Origin of the sequence: Mastigocladopsis repens PCC 10914, from assembly GCF_000315565.1 — a bacterium.
GTDB classification, from domain to species: Bacteria; Cyanobacteriota; Cyanobacteriia; order Cyanobacteriales; family Nostocaceae; genus Mastigocladopsis; species Mastigocladopsis repens.
Genome location: NZ_JH992901.1, coordinates 4,839,161 through 4,854,600, shown reverse-complemented (window position 1 = coordinate 4,854,600; position 15,440 = coordinate 4,839,161). Strand labels below are relative to the sequence as shown.

Genomic DNA, 15,440 nt, shown 5'->3' with positions numbered 1-15,440 from the left:
GAAGGCGACAGTGGTCATCTGTGGTGATTTTCATAAGATGAGAATAGGTAAATATGTGCTTTTTTATATGCTCAAGGGCTTGGAGGAGTCGGCATGGAGACAGTTTTTTGCCAGTCGCAACATTCTAATCCTGATTCAGCAGCGCTGTGTGAAATATGCAGCGCCTATGGAGGCAATGCCAAAGCAATGCGAATCATCAGCGGTGTCATTCGCGCAGATTTTGAATGTGATATAGATGCTTATTGGAATGTCACTCAGAATGATTTGTTGATTGAACAAGAGTTAGAAAATCTAGTTGTCAGTCAGTTTAATCGCCTGCAAGAAATTGATCCTGAAGCATATCGGCTCCTCTGTCGTTTGGAATGCTACCGTTATCAAGATGTGTCTCGTGTACCTATTGACGGGCTTGTTTGTTTGCTGTGGGATTTGCCAGAGTCGCAACGCCGGCGGGTGGTTAATAGCCTGCGCGCTCGGTCTTTAGTAGAATGCCGTCAAGGAGAATACTGGCTGCATCCAGTCATTTTGGAGGAGGCGATCGCACTTTTTCAAAAAATGCAACCCCCCAACAAGTTGAGAAAGTACAAACAGCAATGGGGTGTTTTTAGAAATCAGAATAATCACCACCAGAACCATACTTCCAGCCATCACTCCAGCGATTCCAATAATATTTTTGTATACTAGGTAAATTTTTCTTCCACGGTTCTAGTATTTGACTGAGCCAAAATAAAAAAGAGTAAATTCCTAGATTCCCGTAATGCACTATCCAATCAAGTAAAGTTGCTAAACCAACGTGCGGAATCACCTTAATAACCAATCCTGGATGTGTTAAGAAAGTTTTTATGAGTGTTTGTGTTAGTGCTGGAAACTGCACCACATCTTGCAAAAAGGGTTTGAGTACGGGTTCACCTAGTTGTTGCATTTGTTGAAACACCGCAGACAGCAGTTGGTTAATTTGATCTGGATCAATTTTTTGATTGATACCAACACTCATTGCTCTTTGAAATAGCCAAGTGGCAGCCAAACTAGGTTGATATGGTTGCAGTAATGCCAGCGCCTTTGCTGATAACTGATCCGTTTGCAGCGCCTCATGAACACCTAATGTTAAACGCTGCAAGTGACGCACCATTGCGCCAAAACCGCCAAAACTCAAGGGAGATTGGCTACCACTGCTATCTCCCACGGGTAAAATGCGACTCCAAGGTGTCTTCAGTGGATGACGATAGGAGGGAAAAAAGCCAAATAGCGCTCGTTTAAATGTCAACTGGCTCAACTCCACGCCTTGATATTTTGGCATCAAGCGCAGATATTCCTCGAAAAGAGCTTCTAAACGCAAGCGTTGTGGAGCGGTATCCATGTATGTAAACAGGTAAGTGGTTCTGCCATCTCTTGCTGGGAAAGCTTCCCAAAAGTACTGGCATTGATTTTGCACGGGTGTGAATGATAACAACAAGTCGCCTGTGTGGTTTTCCTCAAAACCTTGAGCACAAGTTCCAACCACTAAACAAAGCGCATCTGGTTTTTGTCCCTGACGTGCTTGCTGGATTATGGGAGAAAGATGTCCCATCGCATCAATTAACAATCTGCTTTTGAATTGGTTATTTACTATTACTCCATCAGGATGAACGACTGCTTCTGTAAATGGAGTGTTTTCAAATAATTTTCCGCCAGATGTCATAAATCGCTGCTTTAAAGTTTCCAGCAAATAAATTGGATCTACACCGATATTCAGGACATCGCTTACCCAAACTTCTGTACCACCAAAAAAGCTCACTCTTGCTGGATTGTATTGTGTGGGGATCGCCTGCTCTAATTCCTCTGCTGTAAGCAAGTTTAATTCCAAAAAAACTTGTAATTCTTTGCGGGAAATATTCCATTCTTGCTCTCTACCACGCAGAATTCTCCGTTCAATCAAGGCTACTCGCGCTCCCTTCAAAGCCAAGGCGCAACCAATTAAAATGCCTAATGTACCACCGCAGATAACAACATCCCAATCCACACTCCCTAAAGGCTGCTGAGTTTCTTTCACTACGATTGGCACAGCAGTGTTATCTTCTCTGAGTAATGTTAAGATGCGATCAGCCTGACGTAACCCTCCCAAAACATCGCCTGGTAATTGTGAAAGAATATTTTCAGTGAGAGACATGACGCTAAATTCCGCCAGAGTAACTAGTTTTTATCGTACTAATAGAATTTGACACTTTAAATAAATATCTAAATAAACAATTTCTGTCCCAGGATAGAGGTACAGAAAATAAAATTTTCTTAAAATATGGAACTTAAGTCACGAAAAAACTAAGCTTCTTTTTCAAAATATTCAAAACTCAAGATATTCAAAACTTATTAATAATAAGCAACTTTGTCATCTCAAAAAAAATATACATACATTAATAGTTTAGTATGTGCTATGGCAATCTTGATATAGACGTAGCACAATAGCTTTATTACAGGTAATAGTGATGAACCGTGGAAAAATAGTTGCAATTATCACTGGTGCGATTTCCATAATTTTGGCACTTGCGTACCTCCTCCTTGTACAACTGCTGGACTTTCGGGGTGAAATGAAACCTGCTCCTATTAGTCAGTTGTCGCAGTGGTTAGCAATGGTTGCATACAGCTTTCAGTGAAAATGGGCGCAGTAGGAGAAATAATTTATTAATTTAAACGAAAAACATAAGAGAGGCAATTCATTGCTTCTCTTATGTTTTCTCTTAATATACGGAGCCAGGAAACGAGAGAAGTAGCCTATATGTGAGCAACAATCTCTAGATTGAGTGTCACAACTTTTTAGGCTTGAGTAACATCTTCCTGATTTAGCTGCTGTTCAACACTACTAATGGCAGCATTCAGACCAGCCAGCCTAGTTTCTAAATCATCTCGTATTGTCCTGAGGAATCTCAGCTTACGCTCCAAACGGGTTTTGCGAGAAACAGGCTCGCTACCGTAGCAGTTGCTATCCCAAAAAGGAAACGGAAATGGAAACATAGTTTGCTTTTCTAAAAATCACCCTACTTAAATTGTGGCTAAATCCTAGGCGAGATAAGGGATAAAATAGTGGGGGATAACCGACCTAGTAAGTGGGGTACTTCACTAGTTTACGCCTTACACCCCTAGAAGTTAGCCGCTTTAACATAAGCAACTGCTAAGAGTGCTATTTTGCCTTCCACTTGTGTGACAACGGCGCGGTCAAACGCTGACCAAACTCGTTTACTCCCGAAAACACAGGGTTGCAAAATTCCCCATAGTTGACCGTTCCAGACAAGGTGGGAGTGAATTAACGCTTGATGTCCAAACTCCTTGCGCTCAAACTCCCGGTTAACAACCTCTGGACTAGCGGTTTCTACATCTTCAACATAAATAGAAGGGTCAGTTCGCAAAGCCGCAGCAAAGAGGGGGTCTTCTTCAGATAGAGATTCTGGTTCTGGTTTGCAGTCGGGGTCTATGATTTCTGGAATGTCTTGATTTCGCCGCCAGCAATAGGGGACTTGGCCCAATCTAGTTTGAGGGTTTCTCAGGTACAGGAAACAGCGATCGCACTGCAATACTTCTCCAAGCACAGGAAGCAAGGCAGTAAAGACGGCATCCGGCTGGCTGTAGGTGTCTAAGATATTTTGTATGGCTTCTGGGAGAGTTACGGCACTCATAAGCTGTTACTTACTTTAATTTATAGACACTTAGCAGGCAGGATGTTTACCAATAGTGGGTTTTCTGTTTTTCAATTTTGGATTGCTATAACGAAAATATCTGTCGTGGCTGTTCCACTAAATGTGTTTTAGTTTACTAATCTAATAAAGTTTTAACATTCTCCCATGATCACAAATCTTTAATGACTCTAATCACAGCACATATTTTCAGTTTAAAAGAATGCCATGCCCCATAGCCTCGTCCTCAACCTACTCCCTCAATCTCGCATTCCACCACAATTCCTCACCGGTAGACATCTCCACGCCCTGTTTTTAAACCTCGTCAGTTCCGTGGATAAACAACTGGGCGATCGCCTCCACGACTCTTGGGCAGACAAAGCCTTTACCATAAGTCCCTTGCTAGCTAAAGTTAACCATGCTAACAGGAGCAGAATTTTAGAGCACACCTTGCAATGGGAGCATGAAAAATCCGTCCCCGCAGGAACTCCTTGTTGGTGGCGCATTGCTCTACTAGACGACACTCTCTTTGGCAAACAAACTTACTCAATTGTGGCTAAATCTTAATCCTGATCATTCTTGGCACTTGGATCCTGCTGATTTGTATATTACCAGCATTCTCGGCGCTCCCCAGTCAACGCAACCTTGGGCAAATGCAACAACCTACACTCAATTCTACGAGCAAGCTTCTGATTCAGAACGCCAAATTGCTTTTAGTTTTTGTACTCCTACTAACTTCCGCCAAGGTCATTTTGATACTGCTTTACCAACAAGAGAATGACTATTTAATACTCTACTACAGCGGTGGAACAAATACAGTGGTATTTCTTTAGAACCCTATTTGATGGAAGTTATTTTTCCCAGTTTTTTTAATATTCGTACTGCTATAGCAGCCGACTCTCGCAGTAAATTTATCGGCTGTATTGGTGAAATTAACTATCGAATTTTGGAGCTGATTTTGCTCTCTAGTGTGGTGCAGGACGCAAAACTACGATGGGTATGGGAATAGTACGACGATTAAAAATGACCAAATAAAGTCTTGAGCGATGCTGCTCGCTGTGATTTCTGTCGAGTGCTGCTGAGAGTTTTTCCGTCAATCGGAATCACTTGCACGCCGACCATTTCAACGGGGAATTTCTTAAACTACCCCAGGCTGCCTGACGGCTGAGCTTGGGGACTGCCACGAGTGGTTCATACCAATTCTGTATGAAGATGCGCCAAAATAAGAGGAGGTGGGAGCATTTGGTAAAAGCGTTATGGGTCTTAGATTGCAACTCGAGATACAACAGAGCCAAGAAGAATTGGAAAAAGCCTTTAAACATGCCACACAGGCAAGCAGTAAAGAGCGCTTACAAATGCTCTACTGGCTTAAAAGCGGTCAACTAACAACTAGGCAAGCGATTGCCCAAGGGGCAGTGCGCTCCGCGCAATCGCACAACGTTTAGGACGTGACGAAGCAACTATAACTCGAAGGTTTACGAAAGTATAAAGATGGGGGACGAAGAGGCTTAGTGGAAGTAAAACACGCACCAGGTAAAGAACCGAGCGTCAGTGGACAAAACTTGGAACGTTTGAAGCAGCGATTGCAGGAACCACAAGGATTTCACAGCTACAATCAGATTCAAAAATGGCTTAGCAGCGAATTGGGACTTAACATTGCCTATAAAACGGTCTATCAGCTAGTTCGCTACCAACTCAAAGCCAAACTGAAAGTTCCTCGTCCTCAAAGCAGCAAACAACACCCAGAAAGTCAGTCCCACTTTAAAAAAAACTTCCCCTAGCGTTCAAATTCTTACAGGATGAATTTGGGGATGGAAAAGGATTCAGGTATATGTGTCAAGACGAGACACGTTTGGGACTCAAGACGAGAACGGGACGTTTAATCACCGCTCGTGGCGTAAAACCCGTAGGGTTAAGCCAGTGGCAACGTGATAATTTTTATTTGTACGGTGTTGTGGAACCTTTGAGTGGGTACAGCTTTTTCTACGAGTTCTCCCACCTCGATGGTGATTGTTTTCAGCGGTTCTTAGAGTTGCTATCTGCTGAACTTGGGGACGATACTGCGGTTATCCAGTTTGACCAAGGGTCATTTCACACAGTTAAAACCCTCGATTCTCCAGAAAATATTATTCCAATTTTTCAACCACCCCACTCTCCAGAACTGAACCCGATTGAGAGGTTTTGGGAGTTTCTCAAAAGCAAACTTCAATGGGAAAATTGCAAAACCCTTGCTCAACTACGTCAAAAGTTAGCTGAGGTTTTGGAAACTATTACACCTGAGGTGATAGCTTCTCTCACTTCTTACGACTTCATTCTTGAAGCTTTATTTAGCGCAGCTTCATAAAGAATTGGTATAAGTCCTGAGGATATTAGGTTCTCAAGTTTGAAAGGCGCTGACTCATGCTGCCGTGATTGAACGGCCAGAATTGCTTCAAGATGGGCAGCTTGAGCAAGAAATTAGCTAGATGTTGTTGTCTTACTCTGCTTAGTAGTGCCACAGGGGTGTGTGATTACTCCATAGCACTTTCGGTGGGCAATACTAGCACTTCGTGGATCGCTGTAGCTGCATTTCCGCCTGTTTGGGTTGCGCCACCAAAAACAAAAATTCGATTACCAACAGCCGACGCCCCCAATCCGTGTCGTGGGGTTGGCAAGGGCGGCAATGCTTCCCAGACATCGGTTTTCGGGTCGTATACCCAACTTTCGGCGAAAACTTTCTGCTCTGGAACCCACTGTTCGCCGCCAAAAACGTAAAGCTTGCCGTTGAGCGAGGTCGCAGCCAGACCACCTTGAGCTTGAGGCATAGGCGATCGCGTCTCCCAACGATCAAGCTTCGGATCGTAAGCCTCAAGATTTGGCACATTCACCTGCCGCGTAGTGCCATCAGCATTCTTGAAAAACTGGCGACCACCGACTACGTAGATCTTTTCATCAATTACAGCCGACGCTGCACTATTTCGCGGTGTCGGTGCATTGGCACGAACCGACCACCGCCTGGTCGTCGGATCAAATACTTCGTTTCGCACGCTGTCGATGTGGTCATTGAAAAGCCGAGCGTCCTCAGTGGCTCGAACGCGCCCGCCAATCAGGTATATTTTATGATTGACCACTGCGGATACGCCCTCTGCGCGAGCCACTTGCAGGTCAGTGCCTTTAGTCCAAGTATTAGAGGCAGGATTGTATACAAACATCGTAGGCTGTGCGCGCCAGTCCGGAAATCCACCTGTGAAACCGCCAATACCATAGAGCAAACCATTTACTGCCGACAGCGTGATGTGATGGCGTGCTTCAGGTAGCGGTCTCAATACTGTCCATGTATCCTTGACAGGATCGTAAGACTCGAAATGATCTGAAAACTCAGTGGCTGGATTAAGTATACCACCGACCACGTAAATTTTTCCGTTCAAAACTTCTGGATAAAGCTCTTGCCGAGCGATCGTTGGCGGTGCAGCTTTAGTCCAATACGGTAGCTGGCTTTGCACTTGACTTAGTACGGGCGAACATAGGGCAATGACCGCAAAGATCGGGATCGACAGGGAAAGCAGATATCTAGGTGGCATAATACAGACTCCATTACTCGAACATTTTTAAGCTGAGATCTTGCACCTGAGCTGAAAGCTTATTAGTTGACAGATTATAGTAGGTAAGTAGTTAGACAAAGTTAACTACATAGTTCTCGGCAAATTTCAATACCTTTTCGACATATTTGACTTAGCTGTGCCAACTTCGATAAGCACCGATCTCAATCCAAGATGAAACAAAGTTGAATGCACCAGAAACATTTCACCATCTCAACCGATTGGACGTGGATTTGGCAGGCGAACCAACCCGTTAAACTTCTTGCCAGGATACCAGGGCGTTTGGAGAAGTTTGTCAAAACCGGGTAAGCTTTCCATATGGTTGACCATCCGGGCACGCATTGAATTATCGGGTAACGATCCTCTTAATGCCCCCATATTCTCAGCAACGTGATCTGGGTTTGTGGGCGCGGGAATCGCGCAGGTTAGAGCAGGGTGAGAAATCACATACTTGAGAAAAAACTGTGCCCAGTTCTCACAGCCAATCTCGCTGGCAAAATCAGGGAGTGGTTGCCCCTTCACCAATTCAAAAAGACGGGCTTTCTCAAAAGGCATATTGGCTAAGACTGCTGTTCCTCGCGCCGCCGCCGCTCTTAGAATTCTGTCTTCGACTTCACGCTGACGAATTGAGTAGCGAAGTTGAACAAAGTCCAGATCGCCGTTCTCGATCCACTTCTCAAGCGCAGCAAAATATAACGGATTGTGATGGGTAACGCCCACGTAGCGAATTTTACCTTCTTTTTTCCATGCCTTTAGCAGGGGCAAAATCGCATCTACATTTACCAAGCTATGAACCTGCATAACATCAATGCGATCGCGCGACAATCGCTTCAGTGATTGTTCCAACTGACGCTGCGCCTGACTAGGATCACCTAGATACTCGCCAGTTGCCCAGGTTTTGTTAGTAACAAACACATCGTTGGTCAAGCCGAGTGTTCTGGCAAATTCGCCCACGTTCACTTCCGACATCCCGTAGAGGAGTGAGGTATCAACCAGCCGCCCGCCTGCATCCCAAAAGCGGCGCATCACTTGCCCAAGACGATCTGCTGAAAGCAGCAGCGCTGAGTGCAAAGCACACGCTCCGCGAACGCTATCGCGGGGCTGATTAGACAAAGCATCAAAGGTCATAAATGTTCCCAGACCGATCGCAGGCAGTTTCTCCTTTGTGCGCGGGATTTTTTTGGTGATGATCTGCGATGGTTGATTTTGAGCAGGTGGCGATGGTTGATTTTGGGTTTGATTCTGTGCCTGTGCCATCTTGGAAAGAGTAGGTGTCAAGGCAGCAGCAGCGGCACCAAATCCTAACAACCCAAGTGCAGACCGACGGGAAACAATTCGCCTAGTTGCTGGACGAGAATTATTATTGTGCATTGTATTACCTTCCGGCTTGCCGTTAGTCATTACCCCATTACCTTTTACTTTTGTAGCCAGATATGCTCATACTATGAGCCATACATAGGGTTTTCAATGCCTAAACCTCGTCTTTAATTGCCTAATCCTCCAAACAAGATTTTATGAATTGATGAAGTTGCGCTATGCTGATTGAGACAATCCTCAAATGAGTTGAAGAACTAGCATGGCGATTGAGATCGTTAACCACCGCGCACTCGACAATGAGTGTGAAAAATTGGCGGCATTAATCACTCGCCACACGGATGATCAGGGGAATGGTTCTCATGCAACCGCGATCGACAAGCTGGAATTTAGACGAGAATCTTTTGTCTCCACACCACTTAGACAAGAATCTTTTGTCTCCACACCATTACACCAAGTCTGCGAACCTCTCTTGGTCATTATCGTTCAAGGCGAAAAAACAGTATTGTTAGGGGAAGAAACCTATCCTTATGGTGTGGCTCAATATCTGGTGATCTCAGTCGATCTGCCACTGAGCGCGTTTGTTGTCGAGGCGACTCCAGAAAAGCCCTATTTAGCCTTCAAACTGAAATTAGACTTACGCCAACTGTGTGATATTCTCGCAGAGACTAAGGCGATAGCTAGTAACAAAGAAAACTCTGTCAAAGGCTTATTCGTCAGCAATGCTGATGCACCGTTGCTCGATTGCGCGCTCAGACTAACCCGGCTCTTGGATACGCCACAGGATATCCCGATCCTGTCACCGATGATTATCCGCGAAATCTATTACCGCCTTCTCATGGGTGAACAAGGCGAAGCAGTTCGACAGATTGCCACATCGGGCAGTACGATGCAGCGCATCGCTGAAGCCATCAAACTCATTAACGCTAATTTTACAAAACTGATGCGGGTTGAGGATCTCGCTCGGCACGCCAGTATGTCTGCTTCCTCTTTCCATTACCACTTCAAAGCAGTGACCTCAATGAGTCCGTTGCAATATCAAAAGCAGTTAAGACTATTAGAAGCGCGTCGCCTGATGCTTACTGAAGATTCCGATGCGTCCAGTGCTGCTTATCGGGTGGGGTATGAAAGTGCCTCACAGTTCAGCCGTGAATATTCCCGTCTGTTTGGTGCGCCTCCAATCGGGGATATTAAACGTTCGCGCATAGTTCGAGCAATGTGACGAATTACGTTAACGACTGTGCGTAGCGTCATTAGTAATTACGAATTGGAGCGTAAAGCCTTCTCTTTCAGAGACGCTGCGCGAACGGCATAGCTTCGCTTACCGCGCAGCGTCTCGTAGAGAAGCAACTTGACAATCCTCAAATTATCACTCCCGGTTCGCTCATTACTCAGTCAAATTGCCTTTTATGTGACACACTCCCACACTTCCGCAAGCGGTAAGTGTGGGCTTCTCAACCAATCCGGCTATTGCGCGCGGAGGCGTTGAGCTTTAAGAACCGAGTGCCCTACGGCTCTATTTTTTATATTTATCGCTGCATTATGGTCACGGTCGAGACTGCAACCACACTGACAAGAATGCCAGCGTTCATGCAACTTTTTAGGAACTTTTGCGCCACAACTAGAGCAATCAACAGAAGTGCCGGATGCATTCACAGCAATTACTAGTAAACCAGCATTTTCGGCTTTGTTTGATAGTATTGACAGGAAACTTGACCATCCGGCATCATGCACAGACTTTGCTAGTCTGGATTTTGCAAGTCCTCTTACGTTCAAATCTTCATGAACTACAACGTCATATTTTGACAGCAGTTGTTTGGCTGTCTTGAAGTGAAAATCTTTGCGTTTGTCAGCAACTTTCTTGTGTTGCTTACCCAATTGCTTAACAGCTTCGCGTCTACGATTGCTTCCTTTATTACGACGTGAAACCCGTTTTTGAATGATACGTAACCGTTTTTGAGACTTACGGTAGTGTTGAGGAATTGCAACAGGTTCACCCTCAGAAGTTGTCAAAAACTCTTTTAAACCCATATCAATCCCTATGATTGAATCAGGTTTAATGTCAGGCTTAATAATAGGAACCATCGGGTCTTCTAGCGAAAGAGTAACATAATAGCTATCAGCTTTTTTAGTAAATGATTATTATTCTTTTAGTTGGTGATTTTATTCCTTGGAAGTCCCTTAGGTATTAACGTCAACCAGTTTGTCCGTATTTTTTTGGACTGACGATCGCGGTTCTTTACGTCCAGACAGATCATGCAGCAAGCCCATAAGTGCGGGGACAACAGTGGGAGTCAATATCGTAGAAAATGCCAGACCGCCAGTCAGAACAATGCCTAATCCTTGATATAACTCTGAACCTTGACCTGGTAAAACTGCTAGCGGTAACATCCCCAGCACACTAGTTCCGGCAGACATGAAAATAGCACGCAGGCGATCGCTTGTCGCATTATATAACGATGCATCATAATCTTCACCTGCTTCTTGAAGTTGCAAAGCGCGATCAACCAGCAGAATGGCGTTGTTGACGACTACACCTGTAAGAATCACAAATCCTAACGCTGTAATCATATCCAGTGCTACATTCATTCCCGGAATTCGGTTAGCAATCACCAGACTCAATAGTGCGCCACTCATACCCATTGGCACTGTTGCCATAATCACCACTGGGTAGAGGAATGAGCGATACAACGCGACAAGTAACAAGTAAGTAATCAAAATCGAAACTGTAAATGCAGTAGCTAATTGAGCAACGGTTGTTGCTAACTGATCTGCTGAACCCGACAGTTCCAACCGAGAGCCTGTTGGGAGATTGGCACGCAGAGGAGCCAAAATTTCCTCTTCGGTACGTTTCACTAGTGTACTCAGGGGGGCAGTGGGTGCAAGGGAGACAGTTAGGCTAATTGAGCGCTCCAAATCGACGTGGTTAATAGTATCGGCTCCCGTTGTTTCACTGACTTCGGCAATATCACCTAGTTGTACTTGTCGTCCCCGCGCATACAGTGGCAATTGGCGCAATTGTTCTGGAGTTTCGACAGCGGTATTTTGCAGTTCCACTGAGACATCTAGTTCTTCTTTACCATCAATGTAATCGGAGGCAAGCCGACCGCCTAATGCTGCTTCCACCATTGAACCAACTTCAGCTTCCGAGATTCCCACTTCGGCGATGCGTTCCCGGTTGGGAATTACTTGTAATTCGCCAGCTCCCATCACAAAGTTAGATCGCACATTCTGCACTCCAGGAATACCCCGCAATTTACCCGTGATTTGCTGCTCCAAATCGCTGATTTGATTCAAGTCTGCGCCCACAATATCTACTTCAAATTCCTTACCTGGATCGCGGAAGATGGAATTTCGCGTTGGTACTATAAAGCGGTATCCGGCAAAGTTGCCGCTTTGAGCACGCAAGCGATCTACCATGTCAGCTAGTCCGGTAGTGGTGGCAAATTCTGACTTGAGGATTGTTGCAATGCCACGCAGTGCCCCTGGACGATCAACGTACATGATGCGCTCAACTTCTGGTTGCGATCGCAAATATTTCTGTATAGCTTCAGATTGTCGAATCGCTTCTGGGATACTAGTTCCTGGTAATGGTTCCGCCCGCAACACAACTAAGTTGCGATTTCCTTCAGGTAAATAATCCGCAGGTGGAAGTAGAAAAATACTGGTAACAAGTAAAGCAACAGGAATCGACAGCACCATTAACCTGCGACCAACACGCCGGCGTCCGAGTGACCAGCTGACAGTAGATACCAAAAAGTTTTCGAGTTTTCCTTGGAAATGACGGAATACTGCCGAGGTTTTTGCTACTAAGCGCTCAAACCAATTGCCACCTCGGTATTCACCGCCCTGCATCATTTGCATCGCTTCTGATTGCTTGAGGAACAGTCCAGATAGCATTGGTACCAGGGTCAATGCGGCAAACAGCGAGAACAGGGAAGAAGCAGAAAGAGCGATCGCCATATCAGCGTAGAGTTGTCCTGCTTCACCCGTCACCATAATCAGCGGCACAAACACAACTACGTTAGATAAAGTAGAACCGAGCATCGCGCCCCAGACTTCTTGTGTGCCATCAATTGCTGCCCGGATCGGATTTTTGCCCTGCTGCATGTGGGTAAACACATTCTCAATCACGACAATTGAGTTATCCACGACCATACCCACAGAAAACGCTAATCCTGCCAAACTGATAATGTTCAATGTCCGTCCTAGTGCAGACATGACAATGAACACAGCAATTGTGCCAATAGGAATGGTGATGGCGACTACAGCAACCGTTCGCATCGAACCCAGGAATAGCAATAAAATGATGATTGCCAGTAATGCTCCACTGAACAAGTTCTCCTGCACGAACGCTATAGATTGATTGATGTACTGGCTTTCGTCGTAGTTGTAAACAAAAAGAATTCCCTGGTTTTCCCTATCGAACTCAGTTTGGAGTGCGGCAATTTCGGCTCGGATGCCTTTGGCAACCTCTGGCACATTCGCCCCAATTTGACGAATCACACCGATTGCTACCCCAGGTTTGCCGTTGAACATCAATGCACTATCTTGCGGTTTGCGTCCCATTTGCACCTGTGCCACATCTCGCAAGTAAACTGTGCCCGATTGGTCACGCCGCAGTACAAAGCCTTCAATTTGCGATAGATCTTGCGATCGGCTGACTGTGCGGACTCGATATTCTCGGCGTCCTAAAATTAACGGCCCACCCCGGATGTCGCGGTTGTTTTCTTCAAGTACCCGCACCACATCACCAATAGTAAGGTTGCGATCGGACAATGCTTGGGGATTGACCTTTACCTCCACTTCCCGCTCTTGTCCACCCACTAAGAGAAATTGTCCAGCTCCCTCGATTCGCCGTAAGCGCGGAATCACTACCTCATCCGCTAAATCTCGATAGCGGTCTGCATTTGGCTGAAATCCTTCCTTAGTGTCAAACGGAATCCACATCATTGGGGAACTATTACCACCCACCAGTTCCACATTCGACTCTTGTGCTTCTGGGGGCAAGCTTTCTACCTGCTGCAAGCGGTTCAATACATCTACCATCCGCTCTCTGACGTTAGCATTCTGAGCAAATTCCAGTGTAATACTGCTGCGTCCCGTCCGAGAGGTACTGCTGATTTCCTGGACGCCCAGCACTTCTTCCATTTGTTCTTCAATTGGGCGTGTAATCAGGTCTTCTACCTCCGTAGGCCCTGCTCCAGGATAAGTAGTGGTGATGGTAATTTCCGGGCGATCGCCCCCTGGTTGCAATTCCAAGGGCAACCTCAGTAACGAGAACACCCCAAACATGGCTACCAAGCAAAATAAGACAAAGGTGCCATGTCGCCAACGAACAGCAGTTTCAATAAAGTTCATAATTAAAATTGTGAGTTAGGACTCAAAAGTGTCTTTGGTAAAATGTTAGGAAAGGGTTAAAGGAGAAAGGAAGATTTTTGCCTTTGACCCTTCCCCTTGACCCATCTTCTGCAAAGAAGTCTATTACCTCGTTCCCAGTCTGCGACTAGCACTCAAATACCACTAACTGTCTTCACAGGCGCACCATCTTGCAACCCATCACCGCCACGCAGCACAATGGGTTGACCGCCGCGTAAGGTGGGATGGTAAATTGCAACATTTTTACCCATATCAGCAACCATTTCTACTTGAATTTGCCTAGCTTTGCCATCAGCAACCGTAAAGACAAGCCACTGATTTTGGCGTCTTGTTACTGCATCGCGTGATATAACAAAGCTAGACCGATTCGAGGGCATGTTGAGATTACCTGCGATCGCCATTCCCGGTAACAAACCTGGTGGCGGATTGTTGATTTGGACGCGGACGCGCTGGCGACGAGAAGCAGCATCGGCTGAGGGAACGACAGCGGTGATGGTGGCTCTTTGTTTCCATTGCGTTAGGGCACGAGTCGTGAGATCAATTGTCATGCCGGGAGTAACTTGACTGCTCAATTCTTCGGGTAACTCCAAAAAAATATCGAAGCGATCGCCTGCTACTAAAGTCACAATTTGACCAGAACTTTGCACCAAATCACCATTACTAACATGGCGAGTCTGCACCACACCTGCTTCGGATGCCACAACGCGAGTACGTTGCTGTGCCAGTTCTGCTTGAGCTAGGGTAGCTTGAGCTGCTTCTACGTTTGCCCGTTGAGCGGCGATTTCTTCTCGAATTGGCCCAGCTTTGGCTTCAGCCAGCTCAGCTTCGGCTTCTAACCGTTCTCCCTGGATGTTATCCAATTGTGTTTGAGCTTCCACGAGTAATCTTTGAGACAGAGCACCTTGTTTAACAAGATCGCTGGTGCGCTTCAGGTTATCCCGTGCTTCCAGCTCTCGGGCCTTGGCAGATGTGACTGTTGCTTGACGTTGAGCAATAATTTCTGGACGAGTACCTACTTCCAAGCGTGCCAAATTGCTACGCTGCTGAGCTAGTTGTGCCCGTGCTTGGGAGATCGCTAATTGCTGATCGGAGTCGTCTAGGATAGCGATCGTCATTCCTGCCTTGACGCGATCACCCGATTGCACCAAGATTTTCTCAACAATCCCATTAGTTTGAGCGCGAAGTATTGACTGCTGACTGGCTTCCACCTGTCCTAAAAGCTGCACACTTTTTGTAGCACTTCCAGTTGCCAGGGCGATCGTTTCAATCGCTTTTGGAGTTGGTGCTTTCTGCTGTTGGGCAACAGAGGGACGTGGTGCGCCACCAGGAGCGAGTATTCGCCAAAGGATAATGCCACCAGTTGCTAGAAATAGGATCAGCAAACTCCAGAACCAGGCTTTACGAGAACGAGTAGGCGCTTCAGAGGGCGCAGAACTGTCTGACTGGGTTTCAACGGTTGAAGCTTGGTCTCCAGAAATACTCATAATGGTTGATGGTAGCTACTGAAAGTTGAGGGTTAATTGTTAACGGT

12 protein-coding genes and 4 pseudogenes are annotated in these 15,440 nt (G+C 45.9%); 7 read left to right on the top strand and 9 right to left on the bottom strand.

From position 1 onward, the window contains the following. The first annotated feature begins 93 nt into the window (after positions 1-93). Positions 94-681, top strand: coding sequence for a hypothetical protein (locus MAS10914_RS34610; protein ID WP_156818229.1), 588 nt, complete (start codon positions 94-96; stop codon positions 679-681). On the opposite strand, the gene MAS10914_RS0123625 is transcribed toward MAS10914_RS34610, so the two are convergent. Then, positions 602-2,143 carry an FAD-dependent oxidoreductase gene (locus tag MAS10914_RS0123625; protein WP_017318416.1) on the bottom strand — a complete coding sequence of 514 codons (1,542 nt, stop codon included), beginning with the start codon at positions 2,141-2,143 and terminating at the stop codon, positions 602-604. The genes MAS10914_RS34610 and MAS10914_RS0123625 overlap by 80 nt on opposite strands. A gap of 313 nt (positions 2,144-2,456) precedes the next feature. Here MAS10914_RS0123625 and MAS10914_RS30940 point away from each other — a divergent pair, with 313 nt between their 5' ends. Next, positions 2,457-2,624 (top strand): hypothetical protein, encoded by a 168-nt coding sequence (locus MAS10914_RS30940; protein WP_017318415.1) that lies wholly within the window; start codon positions 2,457-2,459, stop codon positions 2,622-2,624. 160 nt (positions 2,625-2,784) lie between these two features. On the opposite strand, the gene MAS10914_RS0123615 is transcribed toward MAS10914_RS30940, so the two are convergent. Further along, a complete protein-coding gene (locus MAS10914_RS0123615) occupies positions 2,785-2,982 on the bottom strand; it encodes a hypothetical protein (protein ID WP_017318414.1) in 198 nt (65 codons plus the stop codon). 125 nt (positions 2,983-3,107) lie between these two features. Beyond that, a complete protein-coding gene (locus MAS10914_RS0123610) occupies positions 3,108-3,641 on the bottom strand; it encodes a GAF domain-containing protein (RefSeq protein WP_017318413.1) in 534 nt (177 codons plus the stop codon). A gap of 225 nt (positions 3,642-3,866) precedes the next feature. Between MAS10914_RS0123610 and cas6 the strand changes: the two are divergent. Further along, positions 3,867-4,607: pseudogene (gene cas6, locus MAS10914_RS31755) on the top strand (CRISPR system precrRNA processing endoribonuclease RAMP protein Cas6). Here the strand turns inward: cas6 and MAS10914_RS36315 are convergent. After that, positions 4,604-4,735: a hypothetical protein gene (locus MAS10914_RS36315; protein ID WP_269635076.1), complete on the bottom strand. Its 132-nt coding sequence runs from the start codon at positions 4,733-4,735 to the stop codon at positions 4,604-4,606. The pseudogene cas6 and the gene MAS10914_RS36315 overlap by 4 nt on opposite strands. 159 nt (positions 4,736-4,894) lie before the next feature. Between MAS10914_RS36315 and MAS10914_RS34605 the strand changes: the two genes are divergently transcribed. From MAS10914_RS34605 to MAS10914_RS0123595, 3 genes and pseudogenes are all read left to right on the top strand, one after another. After that, positions 4,895-5,083: a hypothetical protein gene (locus MAS10914_RS34605; protein ID WP_017318412.1), complete on the top strand. Its 189-nt coding sequence runs from the start codon at positions 4,895-4,897 to the stop codon at positions 5,081-5,083. Between the two features lie 45 nt (positions 5,084-5,128). Continuing rightward, a pseudogene (locus MAS10914_RS34600) lies at positions 5,129-5,419 on the top strand (IS630-like element ISAcma28 family transposase); the annotation flags it as partial. 47 nt (positions 5,420-5,466) lie between these two features. Then, positions 5,467-5,982: pseudogene (locus MAS10914_RS0123595) on the top strand (IS630 family transposase); the annotation flags it as partial. A 166-nt stretch (positions 5,983-6,148) separates the two neighbouring features. Here MAS10914_RS0123595 and MAS10914_RS0123590 read toward each other — a convergent pair. Continuing rightward, positions 6,149-7,198 carry a Kelch repeat-containing protein gene (locus tag MAS10914_RS0123590; protein WP_017318410.1) on the bottom strand — a complete coding sequence of 350 codons (1,050 nt, stop codon included), beginning with the start codon at positions 7,196-7,198 and terminating at the stop codon, positions 6,149-6,151. A 231-nt stretch (positions 7,199-7,429) separates the two neighbouring features. Further along, positions 7,430-8,617: an aldo/keto reductase gene (locus MAS10914_RS0123585; RefSeq protein ID WP_017318409.1), complete on the bottom strand. Its 1,188-nt coding sequence runs from the start codon at positions 8,615-8,617 to the stop codon at positions 7,430-7,432. A gap of 175 nt (positions 8,618-8,792) precedes the next feature. Here MAS10914_RS0123585 and MAS10914_RS0123580 point away from each other — a divergent pair, with 175 nt between their 5' ends. Then, positions 8,793-9,752, top strand: a complete 960-nt coding sequence (locus tag MAS10914_RS0123580; protein WP_017318408.1) for an AraC family transcriptional regulator — start codon at positions 8,793-8,795, stop codon at positions 9,750-9,752. A gap of 245 nt (positions 9,753-9,997) precedes the next feature. Here the strand turns inward: MAS10914_RS0123580 and MAS10914_RS31745 are convergent. From MAS10914_RS31745 to MAS10914_RS0123565, 3 genes and pseudogenes are all read right to left on the bottom strand, one after another. After that, positions 9,998-10,669, bottom strand: a pseudogene (locus MAS10914_RS31745) (RNA-guided endonuclease InsQ/TnpB family protein); the annotation flags it as partial. 42 nt (positions 10,670-10,711) lie between these two features. After that, positions 10,712-13,891, bottom strand: a complete 3,180-nt coding sequence (locus MAS10914_RS0123570; protein WP_017318406.1) for an efflux RND transporter permease subunit — start codon at positions 13,889-13,891, stop codon at positions 10,712-10,714. 152 nt (positions 13,892-14,043) lie between these two features. Continuing rightward, a complete protein-coding gene (locus MAS10914_RS0123565; protein WP_017318405.1) occupies positions 14,044-15,393 on the bottom strand; it encodes an efflux RND transporter periplasmic adaptor subunit in 1,350 nt (449 codons plus the stop codon). Between the last annotated feature and the right edge of the window lie 47 nt (positions 15,394-15,440).

Bases quoted from the DNA above. Each gene is read 5' to 3' on its own strand.
- MAS10914_RS34610 (WP_156818229.1), top strand. From the start codon at position 94: ATGGAGACAGTTTTTTGCCAGTCGCAACATTCTAATCCTGATTCAGCA.
- MAS10914_RS0123625 (WP_017318416.1), bottom strand. From the start codon at position 2,143: ATGTCTCTCACTGAAAATATTCTTTCACAATTACCAGGCGATGTTTTG.
- MAS10914_RS30940 (WP_017318415.1), top strand. From the start codon at position 2,457: ATGAACCGTGGAAAAATAGTTGCAATTATCACTGGTGCGATTTCCATA.
- MAS10914_RS0123615 (WP_017318414.1), bottom strand. From the start codon at position 2,982: ATGTTTCCATTTCCGTTTCCTTTTTGGGATAGCAACTGCTACGGTAGC.
- MAS10914_RS0123610 (WP_017318413.1), bottom strand. From the start codon at position 3,641: ATGAGTGCCGTAACTCTCCCAGAAGCCATACAAAATATCTTAGACACC.
- MAS10914_RS34605 (WP_017318412.1), top strand. From the start codon at position 4,895: ATGGGTCTTAGATTGCAACTCGAGATACAACAGAGCCAAGAAGAATTG.
- MAS10914_RS0123590 (WP_017318410.1), bottom strand. From the start codon at position 7,198: ATGCCACCTAGATATCTGCTTTCCCTGTCGATCCCGATCTTTGCGGTC.
- MAS10914_RS0123585 (WP_017318409.1), bottom strand. From the start codon at position 8,617: ATGACTAACGGCAAGCCGGAAGGTAATACAATGCACAATAATAATTCT.
- MAS10914_RS0123580 (WP_017318408.1), top strand. From the start codon at position 8,793: ATGGCGATTGAGATCGTTAACCACCGCGCACTCGACAATGAGTGTGAA.
- MAS10914_RS0123570 (WP_017318406.1), bottom strand. From the start codon at position 13,891: ATGAACTTTATTGAAACTGCTGTTCGTTGGCGACATGGCACCTTTGTC.
- MAS10914_RS0123565 (WP_017318405.1), bottom strand. From the start codon at position 15,393: ATGAGTATTTCTGGAGACCAAGCTTCAACCGTTGAAACCCAGTCAGAC.